The sequence below is a fragment of the Streptomyces boncukensis genome, from assembly GCF_011045075.1.
Lineage (GTDB): Bacteria > Actinomycetota > Actinomycetes > Streptomycetales > Streptomycetaceae > Streptomyces > Streptomyces boncukensis.
The window spans coordinates 1-14,426 of the sequence record NZ_JAAKZZ010000159.1 but is presented as its reverse complement, the minus strand read 5'-3'; the positions used below and the strand labels follow the sequence as shown (position 1 = coordinate 14,426).

General features: G+C 70.7%; 18 protein-coding genes, 1 tRNA gene and 3 pseudogenes. 15 read left to right on the top strand and 7 right to left on the bottom strand.

The features are described 5' to 3' along the window. Nucleotides 1–94: 94 nt before the first annotated feature. Nucleotides 95–511, top strand: a pseudogene (locus G5C65_RS16980) (DUF3566 domain-containing protein); the annotation flags it as partial. 47 nt (nt 512–558) lie between these two features. Beyond that, nucleotides 559–632: transfer RNA gene (locus G5C65_RS16975), tRNA-Ile, on the top strand. Nucleotides 633–986: 354 nt separating this feature from the next. Here the strand turns inward: G5C65_RS16975 and G5C65_RS16970 are convergent. Together G5C65_RS16970 and G5C65_RS16965 are read right to left on the bottom strand one after the other, a co-directional pair. Next, a complete protein-coding gene (locus G5C65_RS16970) occupies nt 987–1,559 on the bottom strand; it encodes an HD domain-containing protein (RefSeq protein WP_165299692.1) in 573 nt (190 codons plus the stop codon). A 27-nt stretch (nt 1,560–1,586) separates the two neighbouring features. After that, nucleotides 1,587–2,666, bottom strand: coding sequence for a helix-turn-helix domain-containing protein (locus G5C65_RS16965; RefSeq protein WP_165299689.1), 1,080 nt, complete (start codon nt 2,664–2,666; stop codon nt 1,587–1,589). A gap of 214 nt (nt 2,667–2,880) precedes the next feature. Here G5C65_RS16965 and G5C65_RS16960 point away from each other — a divergent pair, with 214 nt between their 5' ends. The 7 genes from G5C65_RS16960 to G5C65_RS16930 all read left to right on the top strand — a co-directional run bounded on the left by G5C65_RS16960 (nt 2,881) and on the right by G5C65_RS16930 (nt 7,343). Then, the gene (locus G5C65_RS16960; RefSeq protein ID WP_165299688.1) at nt 2,881–3,123 is read left to right on the top strand and encodes a hypothetical protein; all 243 of its coding nucleotides are present in this window, start codon (nt 2,881–2,883) and stop codon (nt 3,121–3,123) included. Next, complete coding sequence (locus G5C65_RS16955) at nt 3,120–3,404, top strand: hypothetical protein (RefSeq protein WP_165299687.1); 285 nt, start codon at nt 3,120–3,122, stop codon at nt 3,402–3,404. The genes G5C65_RS16960 and G5C65_RS16955 overlap by 4 nt, the downstream gene beginning before the upstream one ends. A gap of 250 nt (nt 3,405–3,654) precedes the next feature. Continuing rightward, on the top strand, nt 3,655–3,789 hold the full coding sequence (locus G5C65_RS40145) for a putative RiPP precursor (protein ID WP_165299686.1): 135 nt from the start codon (nt 3,655–3,657) through the stop codon (nt 3,787–3,789). 58 nt (nt 3,790–3,847) lie between these two features. Next, nucleotides 3,848–5,629 (top strand): albusnodin/ikarugamycin family macrolactam cyclase, encoded by a 1,782-nt coding sequence (locus tag G5C65_RS16945; protein ID WP_165299685.1) that lies wholly within the window; start codon nt 3,848–3,850, stop codon nt 5,627–5,629. After that, on the top strand, nt 5,622–5,915 hold the full coding sequence (locus G5C65_RS16940; protein WP_165299684.1) for a PqqD family protein: 294 nt from the start codon (nt 5,622–5,624) through the stop codon (nt 5,913–5,915). The genes G5C65_RS16945 and G5C65_RS16940 overlap by 8 nt, the downstream gene beginning before the upstream one ends. Beyond that, nucleotides 5,912–6,334 (top strand): lasso peptide biosynthesis B2 protein, encoded by a 423-nt coding sequence (locus G5C65_RS16935; RefSeq protein WP_165299683.1) that lies wholly within the window; start codon nt 5,912–5,914, stop codon nt 6,332–6,334. Before G5C65_RS16940 ends, G5C65_RS16935 begins: the two co-directional genes overlap by 4 nt. Nucleotides 6,335–6,353: 19 nt before the next feature. Next, nucleotides 6,354–7,343: a methyltransferase domain-containing protein gene (locus G5C65_RS16930; protein ID WP_165299682.1), complete on the top strand. Its 990-nt coding sequence runs from the start codon at nt 6,354–6,356 to the stop codon at nt 7,341–7,343. 110 nt (nt 7,344–7,453) lie between these two features. On the opposite strand, the gene G5C65_RS16925 is transcribed toward G5C65_RS16930, so the two are convergent. The 4 genes from G5C65_RS16925 to G5C65_RS16910 all read right to left on the bottom strand — a co-directional run bounded on the left by G5C65_RS16925 (nt 7,454) and on the right by G5C65_RS16910 (nt 9,403). After that, nucleotides 7,454–7,741 carry a hypothetical protein gene (locus tag G5C65_RS16925; protein WP_165299681.1) on the bottom strand — a complete coding sequence of 96 codons (288 nt, stop codon included), beginning with the start codon at nt 7,739–7,741 and terminating at the stop codon, nt 7,454–7,456. After that, entirely contained in the window at nt 7,738–7,971 is a 234-nt protein-coding gene (locus tag G5C65_RS16920; protein WP_165299680.1) for a holin, read from the bottom strand. Before G5C65_RS16920 ends, G5C65_RS16925 begins: the two co-directional genes overlap by 4 nt. Beyond that, entirely contained in the window at nt 7,971–8,249 is a 279-nt protein-coding gene (locus tag G5C65_RS16915) for a hypothetical protein (protein WP_206441894.1), read from the bottom strand. The genes G5C65_RS16920 and G5C65_RS16915 overlap by 1 nt, the downstream gene beginning before the upstream one ends. Before the next feature lie 230 nt (nt 8,250–8,479). After that, complete coding sequence (locus G5C65_RS16910; RefSeq protein WP_165299679.1) at nt 8,480–9,403, bottom strand: hypothetical protein; 924 nt, start codon at nt 9,401–9,403, stop codon at nt 8,480–8,482. Between the two features lie 21 nt (nt 9,404–9,424). Here G5C65_RS16910 and G5C65_RS16905 point away from each other — a divergent pair. Together G5C65_RS16905 and G5C65_RS16900 are read left to right on the top strand one after the other, a co-directional pair. Further along, nucleotides 9,425–9,571 (top strand): annotated as a pseudogene (locus tag G5C65_RS16905) (IS256 family transposase); the annotation flags it as partial. Nucleotides 9,572–9,613: 42 nt separating this feature from the next. Beyond that, a complete protein-coding gene (locus G5C65_RS16900) occupies nt 9,614–10,315 on the top strand; it encodes a cytidylate kinase family protein (protein ID WP_241265851.1) in 702 nt (233 codons plus the stop codon). Nucleotides 10,316–10,479: 164 nt separating this feature from the next. Here G5C65_RS16900 and G5C65_RS40925 read toward each other — a convergent pair. After that, a pseudogene (locus G5C65_RS40925) lies at nt 10,480–10,635 on the bottom strand (YciI family protein); the annotation flags it as partial. A 242-nt stretch (nt 10,636–10,877) separates the two neighbouring features. On the opposite strand from G5C65_RS40925, the gene G5C65_RS16895 reads away from it, so the two are divergent. The 4 genes from G5C65_RS16895 (at nt 10,878) to G5C65_RS16880 (ending at nt 14,182) form a co-directional block, all read left to right on the top strand. Beyond that, nucleotides 10,878–11,108, top strand: a complete 231-nt coding sequence (locus G5C65_RS16895) for a hypothetical protein (RefSeq protein ID WP_165299678.1) — start codon at nt 10,878–10,880, stop codon at nt 11,106–11,108. A 220-nt stretch (nt 11,109–11,328) separates the two neighbouring features. Continuing rightward, nucleotides 11,329–11,499, top strand: coding sequence for a hypothetical protein (locus G5C65_RS16890; RefSeq protein WP_165299677.1), 171 nt, complete (start codon nt 11,329–11,331; stop codon nt 11,497–11,499). Nucleotides 11,500–11,876: 377 nt separating this feature from the next. Further along, nucleotides 11,877–12,011 carry a DLW-39 family protein gene (locus tag G5C65_RS16885; RefSeq protein ID WP_003958712.1) on the top strand — a complete coding sequence of 45 codons (135 nt, stop codon included), beginning with the start codon at nt 11,877–11,879 and terminating at the stop codon, nt 12,009–12,011. Nucleotides 12,012–12,250: 239 nt separating this feature from the next. Next, complete coding sequence (locus G5C65_RS16880; RefSeq protein ID WP_241265850.1) at nt 12,251–14,182, top strand: vWA domain-containing protein; 1,932 nt, start codon at nt 12,251–12,253, stop codon at nt 14,180–14,182. The last annotated feature ends 244 nt before the right edge of the window (nt 14,183–14,426 follow it).

The following is a 14,426-nucleotide window of genomic DNA, read 5'->3' as shown; positions in this document are numbered from 1 at the left end:
TTATAGTTACTCTTTGTGTTTTTTGTTTAATCATACGGACACCCCCGAGATCTACACTCGAAGGTTCGTCGTCAGCGTCAGATGATGATTAGAGACAGGCACCGTACGGCGCCCGCGTACGAACGCCCGTACGGTTCCACGGACCCGCAAGGCACGGCTCCGGGTGGCGAAGGCCGATCCCTGGTCGGTGATGAAGGTCAGCTTCCTGCTGTCGATCGCGCTGGGCCTGTGCACCATCGTGGCCGTCGCGGTGCTGTGGATGGTGATGGACGCGATGGGCGTCTTCTCCAGCATCGGCGGCACCGTGAGCGAGGCGACCAGCGCCGAGGGCAGCGGCGGCTTCGACCTGGAGTCGTTCCTCTCCCTGCCCCGGGTGCTGCTGTTCACCTCGGTCATCTCGGTGATCAACATGGTGCTGATGACGGCCCTGGCGACGCTGGGCTCCTTCATCTACAACCTCTCCGCCGGCTTCGTCGGCGGCATCGAGCTGACCCTTGCGGAGGACGAGTAAGCGATTTGGGGCACAGGCTGAAGTGCGCTAATCTTTCGGTGCAGCGCGCGGCTATAGCTCAGACGGTTAGAGCGCTTCCCTGATAAGGAAGAGGCCCCAGGTTCAAGTCCTGGTAGCCGCACAGAGCATCGCAGCAGGTCAGACGCCCGGCACCTCGTTGGAGGGGCTGGGCGTTCTACATGGGGCGGCGACTGTCTGCCAGAAATTTGCCAAAACTCCGCATGATCATGGTGCGCAGGCGTTCCATGGTGCCGGTGGGTGATACGAGCCGTTGATCGCCTGTTGCTCACCGTGGGGGGAATCGATTCCTCGGGGGGAGACGGGAACCACGAGCCGTCTTGAGGAGCAACCCCGACAGACCCGGCCGGGGTGCTCGGGAGGCCCCCGGCCGGACAGGTGCTCTCCGCCGAGCTGATCGGCGGAGAGCACCGCTCTCGAAGAGGTCAGTTCCAGGGGCGCCCGGCGCGTTCGCGGGTCAGCGGAGGTATGTCTGCTGCCACTCCACCGACGTCATAGTCAAGGCCGCCTCGGCGAGCGACTGCGCGGACGCCGTCTTCAGCTTCGACCGGCTGCTGTCGATCCAGTTCTGCACGTTCGAGCACCCCTGCTCGCGGTACTCGACGGCCTGGATGAGGCACTCCAGCTTGTCCGCGTCGCGCGCACAGACCACTTCGAGGGAGTCTCCGTTTTCGTACTCCTCCACAACGCGCTGCGCCCCGGTCCGCACCGCGGGGTGCGCGGCCGACACCTGGTCCGCGGTGACCTTCTCGTTCGGCGCGGCGTCCAAGTAGCGGCGGCCGATGTGCGGGATGTCGCTGACCCGGGTCTCCTGCGTGTCGTGCCAGAGCCCGAGGAGCGCTGTCTTCGCCGGGTCGGCGCCTTCCATCATGGCCAGGACGGATCCGATGAGCGCGACCCGGAAGCTGTGCTCCGCGATCGTCTCGGGGTCCTTGACCCCGGCGATCCACCAGCCGGACCGCTTCGCCCGCTTCAGCATGCCCATCTCCAGCAGGAACCCCGCGGTGCCCCGCGCCTGCTCGTCGCTCATCTCGTCCGCCACAGTTCCCTCCGGCTCTCAGTGCTGATCTCGTAAAACGTAGTGCACGGTGCTCAGTTCAGAGCTCGTCCGGGGGGAAAGCCGCCCCTCGTCCAGGAATCGCACCGCCTGGCCGTCCAGCCTGTCGGCGAGCGCGGGCACGGCCTGGGGGAGCCAGGGATGCGCGGTGAGCAGCGCCCAGATCGTATGCGCGTACAGGTCGACGTACCCGGGGGCCTGGTCCAGGCCCTCCACGAGGCTCCGCAGGAGAGCCACGGGGTCCCAGTCCGTCCGCCGGCACATGAAGCCGTCGTCGGGCTGGGCGCCGGGGAGAACACCGAGCCAGTACGCCCAGTAAGTGAGGTTCGCTGCCTCGGCCCGGTCGTCGTCGGTCATGGCCCGGTCGATGAAGTCCAGCAGCGGCTGTAAGTCACCCTGCCGTACGAGAGCGGTGGCGGTGGAGCGCGCTTCCGCCCAGTGCGGCGTCCATCCCCGCAAGCTGAGAACGTCCCGGCGGGCCTGGAGCGTGTGCGCGGTCCACGAGGCGCCCTCGGGGCTCCGGTCGTAAGCGCACAGGTACAGCGCCTGCCTTCGCAGCAGAGCCAGCGTCTCGCTGGTCCCCGCGGCTTCCACCGAGGTACGCAGCTGATCGAAGAACGTTGCCCGCTCGCTGACGGCCAGCAGCGGGGCGGCTGCCACGGGCCCGCGCCTGTGCGGGGTGGTCAGGCTGCCGAGTGCAGGCGGGCGGATGCCGTTGAGGGCCCAGGAGAGCAGATGCGCGGTGGAGCGTGTGTGCACCCATCCGGCCAGCGGATGCAGGTCGGCGGCGTCTGGCGGATCGAGGGCGGCTCCGACGATCCGGTCGGCGTCCAGTGCCGCGTCCAGCAGACTCAGGACTACGTGGTCGGCCTTGAGTGCCAGCAGCCGCCGGCGGAGGTCGAGGAAGGCGCCGGCGCGCATGTTCGCCACCGGCCGCCGCCCGCTTTCCCAACCCTGCACCGTGGCGAGATCGACGCCGAGCGCCTCGGCCGCCGCTGTCTGCGTGAGGGGGATGGACTCGCGGGCCAGACGCAGCACGAACCCGGTGATGGTGCCTGCGGCCGTACGTCGAGCAGTCATCACGCTCCCGAAGCGTGTCCCGCGTAACCCGTACCCACAGTCAGTCCTACCGCACGCGCAGCGCCTTTACGTTCAGGACGCGGAGATTCCCAGGAGGCTTTGCCCATCGCGGAGTTGAGGACGTGGGCAGGGCGCCGTCGGCTCCGCTGTGCCCCTCCGCCCCCGGAGGCGGCAGCTCCCCCGACCCACTATGACACCGAAGGAGGGCAGGCCGATGAAGTCCGCTCTTGGCCTCGCCCACGAAGACCACCCACTGCTCGGCCACCGCGTGCTGGACACCGCACACCACGTCATCGGCGTGCTGCGCGCCGTCGCGCCCGAGCCGACAACCGAGGCACAGCGCACCCTCGCTCCCTTCCTGCCCGAGGTCAGCGATCCGGTCGCCTGGCTGGCGCCGGAGCGGGGCGGGCGGGAGTGGACGACACCGATCGAGTCCATTCAGGAGGTGGACCAGTGAGCCGTCACGCCGCTGAGCGCGACCCCATCGACACGCCCGTGTGGCGGCCCCTGGCGCTGCTCGGGCTCATCGGCGCCGCGGTCCCCGCCGCGCTGATCGTGCACGCTGTCCAGGCCGATGCCACGGGGCGCACGGTCGCCCCCGCCCGGCCGCCGGTGTCCGTCCCGGACGCGTGGCCCGGTATGGAGCCCGTCCTGGCGGAGTGCGAGCACCAGAACACCGTGCGGGGCGAGGACGGCAAGACGTACTGCGCCGACTGCCGCGCCCAGCTCTACCTCTAGCCGAAGGGATTCCAGACGAGCATCGAGCCGTGCGACGAGAACTGCCCCGGCTGCCGGAACTGCAACGCCGACCTGTTCCTGTTCGGCTCGGCAGAGACGACGCCGAAGAGGAACAGGAGCAGGGAGGCGGCCTGACCCCAGCAGTGGGTGAGCCCGGTTGAGTACGGCCAGGGAACGCAGGCTCCTCAGCACCGTCGCCCTCCTCACCAGGGGGGCACAGCACACCCCATGTGATGGAAGGAGGTTGGCCATGGAAGCGGACGACACCCACGGACCGCAGGACACCTACGCGACTCCTGTGCTGGTGGACCTGGACTCGGTCCCGAACGTCACGTTCGGGAAGTACGCCGAGGACACCCAGGACAAGGACCGGTACTTCGAGTAAGGCGCTATGCGGGGCTGCCATCAGCGGTGGCCCCGCCCCTTCTCCACCGGGAGGTGACATGCCGCTCATCATCAGCAGCCCCACGCCGCACGCGCCCGGACGCCGTGTCTGGTCCACCGAACCGTCTCCCGTGGCCACCGAGGACAACGAACCGTGGCGCGCTGTCGAGGACGGACTCCTGCGCCTGGCGGTTGCGGGGCACTGCTACGCGGGTGAAAGCCAGCTTCGGAAGGGGCTTCGCGCGGTACGCGCCCGGGACTGGACCGCGCTGACGAGGTGGCCGGGCAGCTACTGGGTACTCGCCGACGACGGCGATACCACCGCGGTCCTCACAGACCTGGCCGCAACCCGCCCCGTCTACTACATGCCCGGCTTCGACGACGGGTGCACCTGGTCCACATCGGCCCTCGCGCTGGCCCGGCGCTCGGGAGCGGACGTGGACCATGCCGCGCTGACGGCCCGCATGGTCTGCCCTACCGTTCCGGAGATCTGCGGCACGGAGAGCGCGTTTCACGGGGTGCGCCGGTTACCCGGGGGACACGCCCTCCTCCTGGGGCGGGATGGGAGCTGCCGCACTGTGGCCTACGAGCCCCGGCGCACTGTCCCCTTCCAGCAGGCCGCGAGAGAGTTCCGGGAGAGCCTGGTGGCCGCTGTTCAGTGCCGGGCGCGTTCGGCATGGCGGCTGACGGCGGACTTCTCCGGAGGGCTGGACTCGACCAGCGTCGCGCTGCTCGCCCTGCGGGACGGGGCTGAGCTGTTCGGCGTGACCCACCATCCGACATCCCAGAGCGACAACGACGACCTGTACTACGCCCGGCAGGCCGCAGCCGGACAGACTGGGCTCACCCACCGCGAGGTGCGCGACGAGCGAGGGCTGTTCTTCGAGGACTTGCACAAGGCGCCGCCCACCGACCAGCCGTTCCCGGACGCCGCACGGTGGCGGATGCGCTACGCCTACCAGCGGCACTGTGCCGAGTGGGGCAGCGATGTGCACCTGACCGGCTCCGGCGGGGACACTCTGCTGACCGCCTCCCCCTTCTATCTGGCGGACCTGACACGAACAGGCGGTTCCGGACGCTTCGCACGGCACTGCCTGCTGCGGGCGCGGCTGCGGCACTTCCCCGTCTACACGGTGGCGGCCCGGGCCTTGCTCACCTCCCGGACCAGCAATGCCCAGGCCCTGCGCCGCCTGGCCCGTGATCTGACCACCGGCGCCCCCGTGCCGCCCCCGCACCGGGCCTCCAGGGAGAGCCTGGGATGGATGCGGCTGTCGGCCGTCCGCTCCTGGCTCACCGACGCCGCCCGGGACGAGCTGAGCCGCCGCCTCCTGCGGGCCGCCGAGGAGTGCGCTGTGCCTGTCTGCGAGACCAGCCGTCACCGGTATGTGGCCGAACTGCACGAGTTCGGCTCCTGGGAGGCCGAACTGCGCACTCAGGCCGAGGGCATGGGAGTCCCGCATCACGCGCCGCTGCTGGACTCCACGGTGGTACGAGCCGCCCTCGCGGTGCCGGTGGTCGGCCACGCCTCTACCGTCGTGCAGAAACCGCTGCTGGAGGCGGCGCTGCACGGTCTCGTTCCCGACTGGCTGCTGCACCGCTCCACCAAGGGAGCCTACTTCGGCAGCGCCTATACGGGGCTGCGGCGCAACGCGGACACCGTGCGGGAACTGATCGCCTCCAGCCGTCTGGCGGCCGAGGGATGGATCGACGCCGGCGCCGCCCTGGCGGAGGTCGATCGACTCACGGCTGGCGCGGCGGGCAAATGGTCCGCGCTGGAAGCGCTCACCACCACCGAGATGTGGCTCGCCCAGCACTCCATCGCAGGAGGTTCGCATGCGTGACGTGGTGCCTTCCCGCACGGTGTACGCGACCACCGCCCAGCAGGGCGCGGTGCTGCTCGATGTACGCGGCCGGGGCCGCTGGTACGCCCTCTCGTCGTCCGGGGCCCTGTGGTGGAGCCACCTGGCCGCCGGAGACGACGCCGAGACCGCCGCCGACCGGGTAGCCGAACACTACGGAGCGCCGGTTGAGCAGGTGCGGGCCGACATGCGGGCGCTGGCCCGGCAACTGCTCGCCCGGCATCTGCTGCGCGAGGCCGGGCGCGGGCGGCGGTGGTGGTGGACATGAGCATCCCCATGTCGATGCCCGAGTCGGCACGGCAGCGTCCTGCCCTGCTCACCGCGCTGGGTGCGCTGGGCGCACTCGCTGCCGCCTCCGTGCTGGTGCGCGCCTCGCCCTTGCGCGTGACCCTCGCCCTCGCCCGCGCCCTCAAATGGGCGACCCGCCGCGCCGCCAGCACCGGCCAGGCCCGTCGCGTGATCGACGCGCGCGACTGGGCCACCCGCTGTGTCCCGGGACGCGCCGCCTGCATGGAACGCTCCCTGGCCGCCTTCTTGATGTGCTGCGCTACCGGCGCGGCCGTGGACTGGTGCCTGGGTTGCCGCTTCGACCCCTGCGAAGGACACGCCTGGATCGAGACCGACGGCACCGCCGTGGGAGAACCCGAAAGCCCTGACCGCCCCCTGTATGTCACTGTTCGCGTCTGAGAAAGGAACCCGCTCCACCGTGGCCACAACAGCCGACGACCCGGTAGCACACGCTGCCGAGGACCTCCCCGCCGAAGCCTTCCACGGAGACGACGGCCGCGCCGTCCGCCCGTGCACTCCGCCCGAGGTGACCGCGCGCCACCTTCGCATGCTCGACCTCGCCCCCGGCCACCGTGTCCTGGACATCGGTCTGGGCTCCGGCTACTCCGCCGCTCTGGCGGCCCGCCTGACCGCCCCCGGTGGGCAGGTCACCGCCGTGGACATCAACCCCGAGCTGGCCCAGCGGGCCCGCACCCTCTACGACCAGCACGGGTTGAATGTGCGGGTGCAGGTGGGGGACGGAATGCTCGGGCATCCACCAGCGGCTCCGTACGACCGGATCCTGGCCGGAGCCACCCCACCCCACATCCCCGACGCCTGGCTGGAACAGCTGGCTCCCGGCGGCATCCTCGTGTGCGGCGTGCGGCTGGGGCCTCTCCCCGGGTCCTACGCCATCGCCCGCATCACCGCCGACGACCACGGCGGCCCCGGCACGGTTCAGGCCCACCCCGGTGGCTACACGCCTATGACCGCAGCGGCCAGCCACACCGTTCCCGCCTTCGGCAGCGGGAACGCCACCGTGAGCACCCTGGCCACGGCTGCCTCCGAAGACCACCAGGCGCTCGTTGACGCGCTGACCGACAGGCCGCACAGCGAGCCCTCCGGGCTGGACGCGACGGAGTACCTGGACTTCAAGAACTGGCTGCTCGCCGTGCGCCCGGAAGAACTCCTGGAAGCGGCCACCCCGCTGGGGAACGGGGTCGGCGTAGGCGACACCAGCGGCGTACCGGCCACTGCGTCGTTCGCGGCCGGGGAGCTTCTGGTGGCGGACAGCGCCGACTCAACCGCTCTCGACACCATGCGCCAGCTCATCAGCCGGTGGAGGCAGGAGGGAGCCCCATCCACCGGCCAACTGCGGGCCACGCTGAAGCGCCACGACAACGTGTGGCACCTACACGTGGACGTGTAACGAACACCTGCTGGGGCCCGGCGGAACCCGCCCCGGCATCACGGAATGGGTGAGCTCATGCCGAAGGCGCCCCCTCCCGGCCCCTGGTGGGGCGGGAGGGGGCGCGGTGTTCAGCGGGCGAGCTGTTGGTAGAGGCTGACGGCGAGGGCGCCGAGTCCGGTGAGGGCGGCGAGGGAGGGCAGGGGCCAGCGGGTGCGTTTGAAGGCTTCGACGTCGGCGCGCAGGTCGGTGATGTCCTTCTCGGTGTCCGCGCGGAGCTGCTGGAGGTCTTCGCGGTTGCGGTTGGACTGCTCGACCAGGACCGCGAGGGACCCTTTGACCTCGGCGAAGCCGGTGGTGACGGTGCCGCGCAGCCGCTCCAGTTCGACGGCGACCGACTGCGCGGACTCCTCGGTCATCCCCCTCTCCGTACGGACTCGGTCACCCCCGGGCCTTCCGTCCCGCCGCCGGAGGTGGCTATGGCGGTCAGCAGCGCCAGGAGCGCTGCCCCGCCCGCGAGTGAGAGCGCATCGCCCCAGGGAGCGTCCAGCACTCCGGTGGTGTCGAGGCCGAGCGCGGCGATGAGCGCCTGCGCGAACGTTCTGATCATCCGCTCGGCCGTGGCTTTCCAGAACGCTGTGGTCGTCATCAGCTCTCCTCCTCCGTCAGCGCGTTCGCGAGCCGATCGAGAGCGGCCTGGGCACCGGCCTCGGCCGCGGCCTGGACCTCGGCGGCGTCGAGCCCGCCGCCCTCGGCGAGCCGCTCCAGCACCGCGTCCCGCGCCGCCCCTCGGGCGGCCAGCTCCGCGACTGCGGTCTCCAGCTCCTTCACGCGGCCCCGGGTCTCCCTCGTGACCTGGCCGATATGGACCAGGACCGATTTCGGCTTCCACGTCGGATTCGTCTCACTGCCCCAGGGCACGGCCATCTCGCCGTCCAGCTCCCAGGCACCCCGGACTGGAGGCGTACGGTGAACTCGCAGGTGTGGCCGTCGAGTTTGTAGCGGCCGTCCAGCGAGCCGTTGCCGATGCTGGTGGTGCCGGACTGCGCGGTCCACACGGGTGTGAAGTCGGTCCAGTCCCCGGCCATCGCGTTCAGGCGGGCGGCGGTGATGCGCATGCCGGGTTGCCACAGCGGCATGAGGGCCTCCTTGCGCAGCTACAGGGCGACAACGGTGGGCTGGGCCAGGCGGACGTCTGTTCCGGCCGGGTGCGGTGTGCTGGTCCCGTCCGTGGCGCGGCGGACGGTCATGGTCTGCGGCCTGCTGCCGGTGATCCCGAGTACGGTGACGACTTCGCCGCCGACGCGGACGTCGAAGGGGAACTCCGGGGCGTCGGTCACCCATGGCGGGCCGGCGGTGGTGCGCACGACCAGTTCGGTGTCGGCCGCGCCCGCGTCGTCGTCCAGCTCGGTGCCGTCGGTGTCCGCGCGGCCCAGGGACGGGTCGTCGGTGACGCCGACGGTCCACGGGCGGGCCGGGGAGCAGGTGAGGGTGATGGTCCAGCCGTAGGGGCGCAGTTGCTCGCGCCAGCCCTCCACGAGCAGCTCGGCGTCCCCGGGTGGGAGCCAGTCGGGCAGGTTGCGGATGACGAGCTTGTCTCCGGCCTCCAGGCCGAGCACGGCGGGGATCAGGTGCGGGGCGCGGACCAGGTTGAGGGTGACGGTGGGGTAGCGCAGCTCGTCGGTGGTGCCCAGGTGCAGGCGCCAGGCGGCGAGCGGCTCGGCCTGCTCGTCCCGGGCGAGGTTGAGGGTGATCGTCTCGTCGTACAGGCCCACTCCGGCGGGCAGCGGCTGGATCGACAGCGGCCCGTCCTCCCGCACGGCGCGGGCGGAGGAGCCGCCTTCGCGTGTGACCGTGACGTCGTTGCGGGTGCGCTGGTCGTCGTCGGTCGGCTCCAGCGTCGGCATGACCTCGCCCGGCCGCGCGTAGTCGAGCACGAGCGCCGGGGGCTGGTTGTAGAGGCTGGTGCGGGTGCGGTAGAGCAGCGCGAGCCCTTCGCGCTGCTCGCCCAGGATGCCGCCGTCCGCCTCGGCGCACTCGGACAGGAGCTCCAACAGGGTGTGCGGGCGCTGCGGCCCCATCGGGTCTCGCCCACGTGACCGGCGATGGCGATGGTGTTCAAGCTGGTCGAGTCCGCCCTGGAACGCTGGCGGGCGATCACCGGAGCGCACCTGGTGCCCCTGGTCCGCGCGGGCGCGCGGTTCGAGAACGGCGTCCTCGTCGAGCGCGAAGAGGCCACCGCAGCCTGACATGAGGTGAGACCGGCATAGGGTGAGCCCGACGTGACATCCATGACGCAAGGCGGGCGGCTGAGCATGGACAACGGCACCCGCGGCGAGCTCCTTGGCTGCCTGGCCGAGGCGATTGAATCCGTCACGAACGTGCACCCCACGCGGGTCGCCGTCGACGGACCGCCCGCAGCCGGCAAGACCATGCTGGCCGACGAGCTCGCTGTCGTCCTGCGCGCGCAGGGCCGCGAAGTGATCCGCGCGCAGATCGAAGACTTCCTTACCCCTCGGTCACAACGCTACCGGCGCGGCAAACACTCCGCCGAAGGCTGCTATCACGACAGCTTCGACTTCGACGCGCTGCACCGGGCGCTGCTCGATCCGCTGGGCCCGGGCGGAAACCGAGCGTTCCGGCAGGCGGTCTACGACAAGGCGACGGACACCGCACTGTCCGAGCCGGTCACAACGGCAGCCGCCGATGCCGTACTGCTGTTCGATGGCGTGTTCCTCATGCGCCCGGAGCTGATTGACCGATGGGACTTGCGCATCTTCGTGTCCGCCGCGTTTGAGCAGACACTGGATCGCGCCCGGACCCGTGACCTGGCGGTGTACGGCTCCGTGACCGAAGTCGAGCGACGCTTCCACAGCCGCTACCGCCCATCCCAGCAGTTCTACTTCGACACGGTCCGCCCGACCGATCACGCCGACATCATCGTGCACAACGACGAGCCCCAGCAGCCGGCGTGGGAAGCCCGACCACGCTGATCGGATCCACAGGATGTGACAATTACTCCAAGCGGCCACGCGCTCACCGGAGCCGCTGCGGACTGTCAGCGGCCAGTTGGGGTGCCCCGCCTGTGGCCACTTCGTCTACAGAGCGTGAGGTCTCGGCGGGGGCGTCGACCTGGACACCCTCGTTCATGACGGCCGCCGCCGAACTGCCAGTTGTGCACCTCGATGGCGGCGTATCGGTACGGCGTCAGGACGGTACGGGCCGCGTCCGGGGTCGGCGCCCGGAGCAGTGCCGCCGTGCCCAGCCAGGTGGCGCCGTCGTCGGACAGCAGCGGTTCGTAGGCGATCAGCTCGCAGGGCGAGCGGGTATCGGCCAGCCAGGACCGGGACCACTGAGTGTGACTGCCGTGTGGGGAATCGGACTGGCCGTACGCGGGAAACTCTCACTGGCCGCCGACAGCGGACCCGTGTGCTGGCAGTGGCTGACTCATTAAGTCCTCTGGGGGGCAGGTCCTCATCGTCTCCGGGGGACTGCCCCGGCGCCGTCTGCGGGGGATCTCTTGGGCACCGGTGAGCAGCTCATCACGAGCGGGCTGTGCTCCTCGGTGCCCTGACGACGCACATCACGAGCTATGTCATGGAGCCGCAGCGGAACCGCCACGAGCTGCTGAAGCGCTGGGACACCGCGAAGCTCGACGCCTACGAGGGGTGCATAGACAAGGTGCGGGCATCCAACCGGAGATCGCGGCAGAAATCGGTGAAGCGACGCGTCTTCGCGGGCGCGCCTTCGGAGGCGTACTTCTGCTCGGCGGAGATGACGTCGTAGAGGCATCCCCACCTGCTACGTGTCCGCGCATCCGGGCGGGCAGGGCGAAAGGTCTCACCGAGTGGATAACTCCGTGTGAACGCCTCACTCTCCTGTGACCTGCGGAAACATGGACGCTCGGTGATGTGGAGCAGGGTTGCGGGGCTTGCCCTCGATCCCCTCAACATCTTCCACGGCTCCGGAGCCACCGAACGAACTGCTCTATCCGTGGGAGAACGCAATGCACATCAATCCCGAAGTCCTGGCCGTCGCCGTGACGGTGATGCTCGCAGCCGTGTTTGGGGCGTATGTTGCGCACCAGCATCCAGCGGTCGTCGAGCCGATACTCGTCGGCCTTGCCATCGTCGCCACGGTCGCGGCTGTCGCGACTGTCGCGGCACTGGGCTCGTAGCGTACGGGCTCCGGTGCCGACGGGTGGCCCGCTCTTCACCCCGGAGCGGGCTGGCTCCTCGTGGGGCGTGTACGGCGGCTGTCTTCGAGAGCCGACAGTCTGCTCTGAGCTGCGCGGAGGGAATCCGCGACCCCAGGTTGACAGGCTTGTCCGAACCTGCGGATCGACCTGATAAGGAAGAGGCCCCAGGTTCAAGTCCTGGTAGCCGCACCAGGCACAACGCCCCCGTCTCCGCAGAGTGGAGCCGGGGGCGTCTGACGTTCAGGCGGAGCGGGTGAGGAGGCGCCCGGCCGAGCCGACCGCTTCGGGTATCCGGACGGTTGGGTATTATCGCTTGCCAGAGAGGTCCCAACGTCTAAGAAGGACGAGGTAGCGCGGTGAAGAAGCTGCTCCTGGTCGCATTGGCCGCCATCGGCGGCCTTCTCGTGTACCGCCAGATCCAGGCGGACCGCGCCGAGCAGGATCTGTGGACGGAGGCGACCGACTCCGTGCCCGCAGGTTCGGGCGTGTGAAGCTCAGCGAATCCGGATTTCCGTGAGGCCCCAGCCAGCCGGCTGGGGCCTCACTGCTGTGCGGGGCTCCCCGTCACCCTGCCGGGTGCTGTTGCCGTTCCGTGACGGCTCTCCCCTTGCTGTGTGCGTATGCAAATGCATAGCGTAGGCGCACGATCTGCGAGAGGAACCGTGACAGAGGGGGAACACGGCAGATGAGACGCCTACACACCCGGATAGCCGGGCCGTTGGCAGGGGGCATGGCGCTGCTGCTTGCCGCGAGGCCGCTGGTGGGCACCGCGCAGGCGCGGCCCAGCACGGCGTCCGCGACCGTTGCGGACAAAAAGTCCCCGGCGTCGCGCGGCTCGCTGGTGATGGTGCTGGACTCCTCCGGGTCCATGGCCGACGACGACGGCTCGGGCAGCACCCGTATCGAGACCGCGCGCAAGGCCGTGGGCACGGTGGTCGACAAGCTGCCGGACGGCTACCGGACCGGGCTGCGGGTCTACGGCGCGGACCGGGCGCGCGGCTGCACCGACACCCGGCTGGCCCAGCCCGTGCGGCCGCTGGACCGTGGCGCGATCAAGAAGGCCGTCGCCGATGTACGGCCCAAGGGCGACACGCCCATCGGCCACTCGCTGCGCAAGGCCGCCGAGGACCTGCCCGACGCGCCGCGCGGCTCCCTGGACCAGCGCACCATCCTGCTGATCTCCGACGGGGAGGACACCTGCGGCGAGCCCCCGCCCTGCGAGGCGGCGGCCGAACTGGCCAAGAAGGGCATCAACCTCCGGATCGACACCATCGGCTTCCAGGTGCGCGGCAAGGCCCGCAAGCAGCTGCAGTGCGTGGCCGACTCCGGGAACGGCCACTACTACGACGCGCCCGACGCCGACGCGCTGGTCCGCCAGCTGGAGCGCGCCGGACAGCTCTCCGTCGACGGCTACCGCTTCCGGGGCAAGCGGGTCGAGGGCGGCGACTCGCCCGCGACGGCGGCGCCGCTGTCGGAGAAGTCCGGGCAGTACGTGGACTCCATCGGGCTCGGCCAGACCCGCTGGTACTCGGTGGAGATGGACGGCACCTCCACCAACGTGTTCTCCGCCGCCGGCATCCCGCAGCCCGGCTCCGACCAGAGCCGCTCCGCGGGGCTGCGCACGAAGCTGTACGGGCCGGGCCGCGGCGTCAAGGGCATCGCCTGCCGGACCGACCACGGGTACTTCCGCAGCGACGACGGCGGTATGCCCGTCATCTCCAGCGTCCCCCGGATCCCCCGCCTCGGCAGCGGCTCCGGAACCTGCGACCGGGGAGCCGGCCGCTATCTGCTCTCCGTCGAGCGCCGGACGAACAAGCGCACCGCCGACCGGGCCCGCTGGCCGCTGGAGCTGCGCTACGACGTCGAGAAGCGCCCGGAGCGCACGGACCGCCTCGCCCCTCCCGCGGACCCGCCCGGGGCGGCCGAGGAGGCGCCGCTGCCCCGCACCGACGCGCGCCGCGTCCAGGGCGGCACCGGCTTCAACGACGCCGCCAAGGTCGGCACCGGCGTCTGGCGCGACAAGATTCTCCCCGGCCAGACCCTCTGGTACCGGGTGCCGGTCGGCTGGGGCCAGCGGCTGCGCTACGACGTGGAGTTCGGCAACGAGCCGACCGTGGACCGGCCGGGCGTCTCGTACGCCCGGATCCGGGCCCTCACCTACTCCCCGAAGCGGCAGGAGATCAGCTCCCGGCCCGGTTTCCACGCCCTCGGCACCTATCGCGGCACCGAGAAGACGCTGGTCGCGGGCGCCGCCCAGGTCTCCTGGAGCAACCGCTGGGTCACCAGGACCAACATCCGCCCCGTCCACGCGGCGGGTGAGCACTACATCGCCGTCACCCTCTCCAGCCGCGCCGCCCGCATCGCGGAGAACCCCGACATCGGGATCACGCTGCGCGTCGGCGTCCAGGGCGAGGCGCGCTCCGGACCCGAACGGGACGCCAAGGCGGACGCGAGCCCGGACGCCAGCCCGGACGGGAGCTCGCCTACACCCGCGGGTGACGCCGGCGGCGGCGACGACAGCGGCGACGGCGGCGACGGTGGCTGGAGCGGTGCCCTCGTGGCGGCCGTGGCGGGCGGCACCGGACTCGCCCTGCTCGCCGGGCTGGGCGCCTGGTACGCGCTGGCACGGCGCGGCGTACGACGCGGCAGTGGCCCCCGCTGACAGGACCGGACAGGGCCGAACAGAGCCGGGCCGCCGGGCCACTGAGCTGTGGCCCGGCGGCCCAGCGGCCCGGTGCCCCGGGGCCCGGTTCGCCTACAGGGCCACCAGGGCCCACACGCCGACGCCGAGGCACAGCAGGGCGACGATCAGCACCGGAACCGCGACAGCGGGAGGCGGACCGGACCTGCGCCCGTACCCCGGCCGCGGAGCCGCGGCGGTCGGGGGCACCGCGGGGGGCGGGAAC

Coding starts and splice junctions, on each gene's coding strand:
- G5C65_RS16970 (WP_165299692.1), bottom strand. CDS start 1,559: ATGAGCGACGAGCAGGCGCGGGGCACCGCGGGGTTCCTGCTGGAGATG.
- G5C65_RS16965 (WP_165299689.1), bottom strand. CDS start 2,666: ATGACTGCTCGACGTACGGCCGCAGGCACCATCACCGGGTTCGTGCTG.
- G5C65_RS16960 (WP_165299688.1), top strand. CDS start 2,881: ATGAAGTCCGCTCTTGGCCTCGCCCACGAAGACCACCCACTGCTCGGC.
- G5C65_RS40145 (WP_165299686.1), top strand. CDS start 3,655: ATGGAAGCGGACGACACCCACGGACCGCAGGACACCTACGCGACTCCT.
- G5C65_RS16945 (WP_165299685.1), top strand. CDS start 3,848: ATGCCGCTCATCATCAGCAGCCCCACGCCGCACGCGCCCGGACGCCGT.
- G5C65_RS16940 (WP_165299684.1), top strand. CDS start 5,622: ATGCGTGACGTGGTGCCTTCCCGCACGGTGTACGCGACCACCGCCCAG.
- G5C65_RS16935 (WP_165299683.1), top strand. CDS start 5,912: ATGAGCATCCCCATGTCGATGCCCGAGTCGGCACGGCAGCGTCCTGCC.
- G5C65_RS16925 (WP_165299681.1), bottom strand. CDS start 7,741: ATGACCGAGGAGTCCGCGCAGTCGGTCGCCGTCGAACTGGAGCGGCTG.
- G5C65_RS16920 (WP_165299680.1), bottom strand. CDS start 7,971: ATGACGACCACAGCGTTCTGGAAAGCCACGGCCGAGCGGATGATCAGA.
- G5C65_RS16915 (WP_206441894.1), bottom strand. CDS start 8,249: ATGGCCGTGCCCTGGGGCAGTGAGACGAATCCGACGTGGAAGCCGAAA.
- G5C65_RS16910 (WP_165299679.1), bottom strand. CDS start 9,403: ATGGGGCCGCAGCGCCCGCACACCCTGTTGGAGCTCCTGTCCGAGTGC.
- G5C65_RS16900 (WP_241265851.1), top strand. CDS start 9,614: ATGACGCAAGGCGGGCGGCTGAGCATGGACAACGGCACCCGCGGCGAG.
- G5C65_RS16890 (WP_165299677.1), top strand. CDS start 11,329: ATGCACATCAATCCCGAAGTCCTGGCCGTCGCCGTGACGGTGATGCTC.
- G5C65_RS16880 (WP_241265850.1), top strand. CDS start 12,251: ATGGCGCTGCTGCTTGCCGCGAGGCCGCTGGTGGGCACCGCGCAGGCG.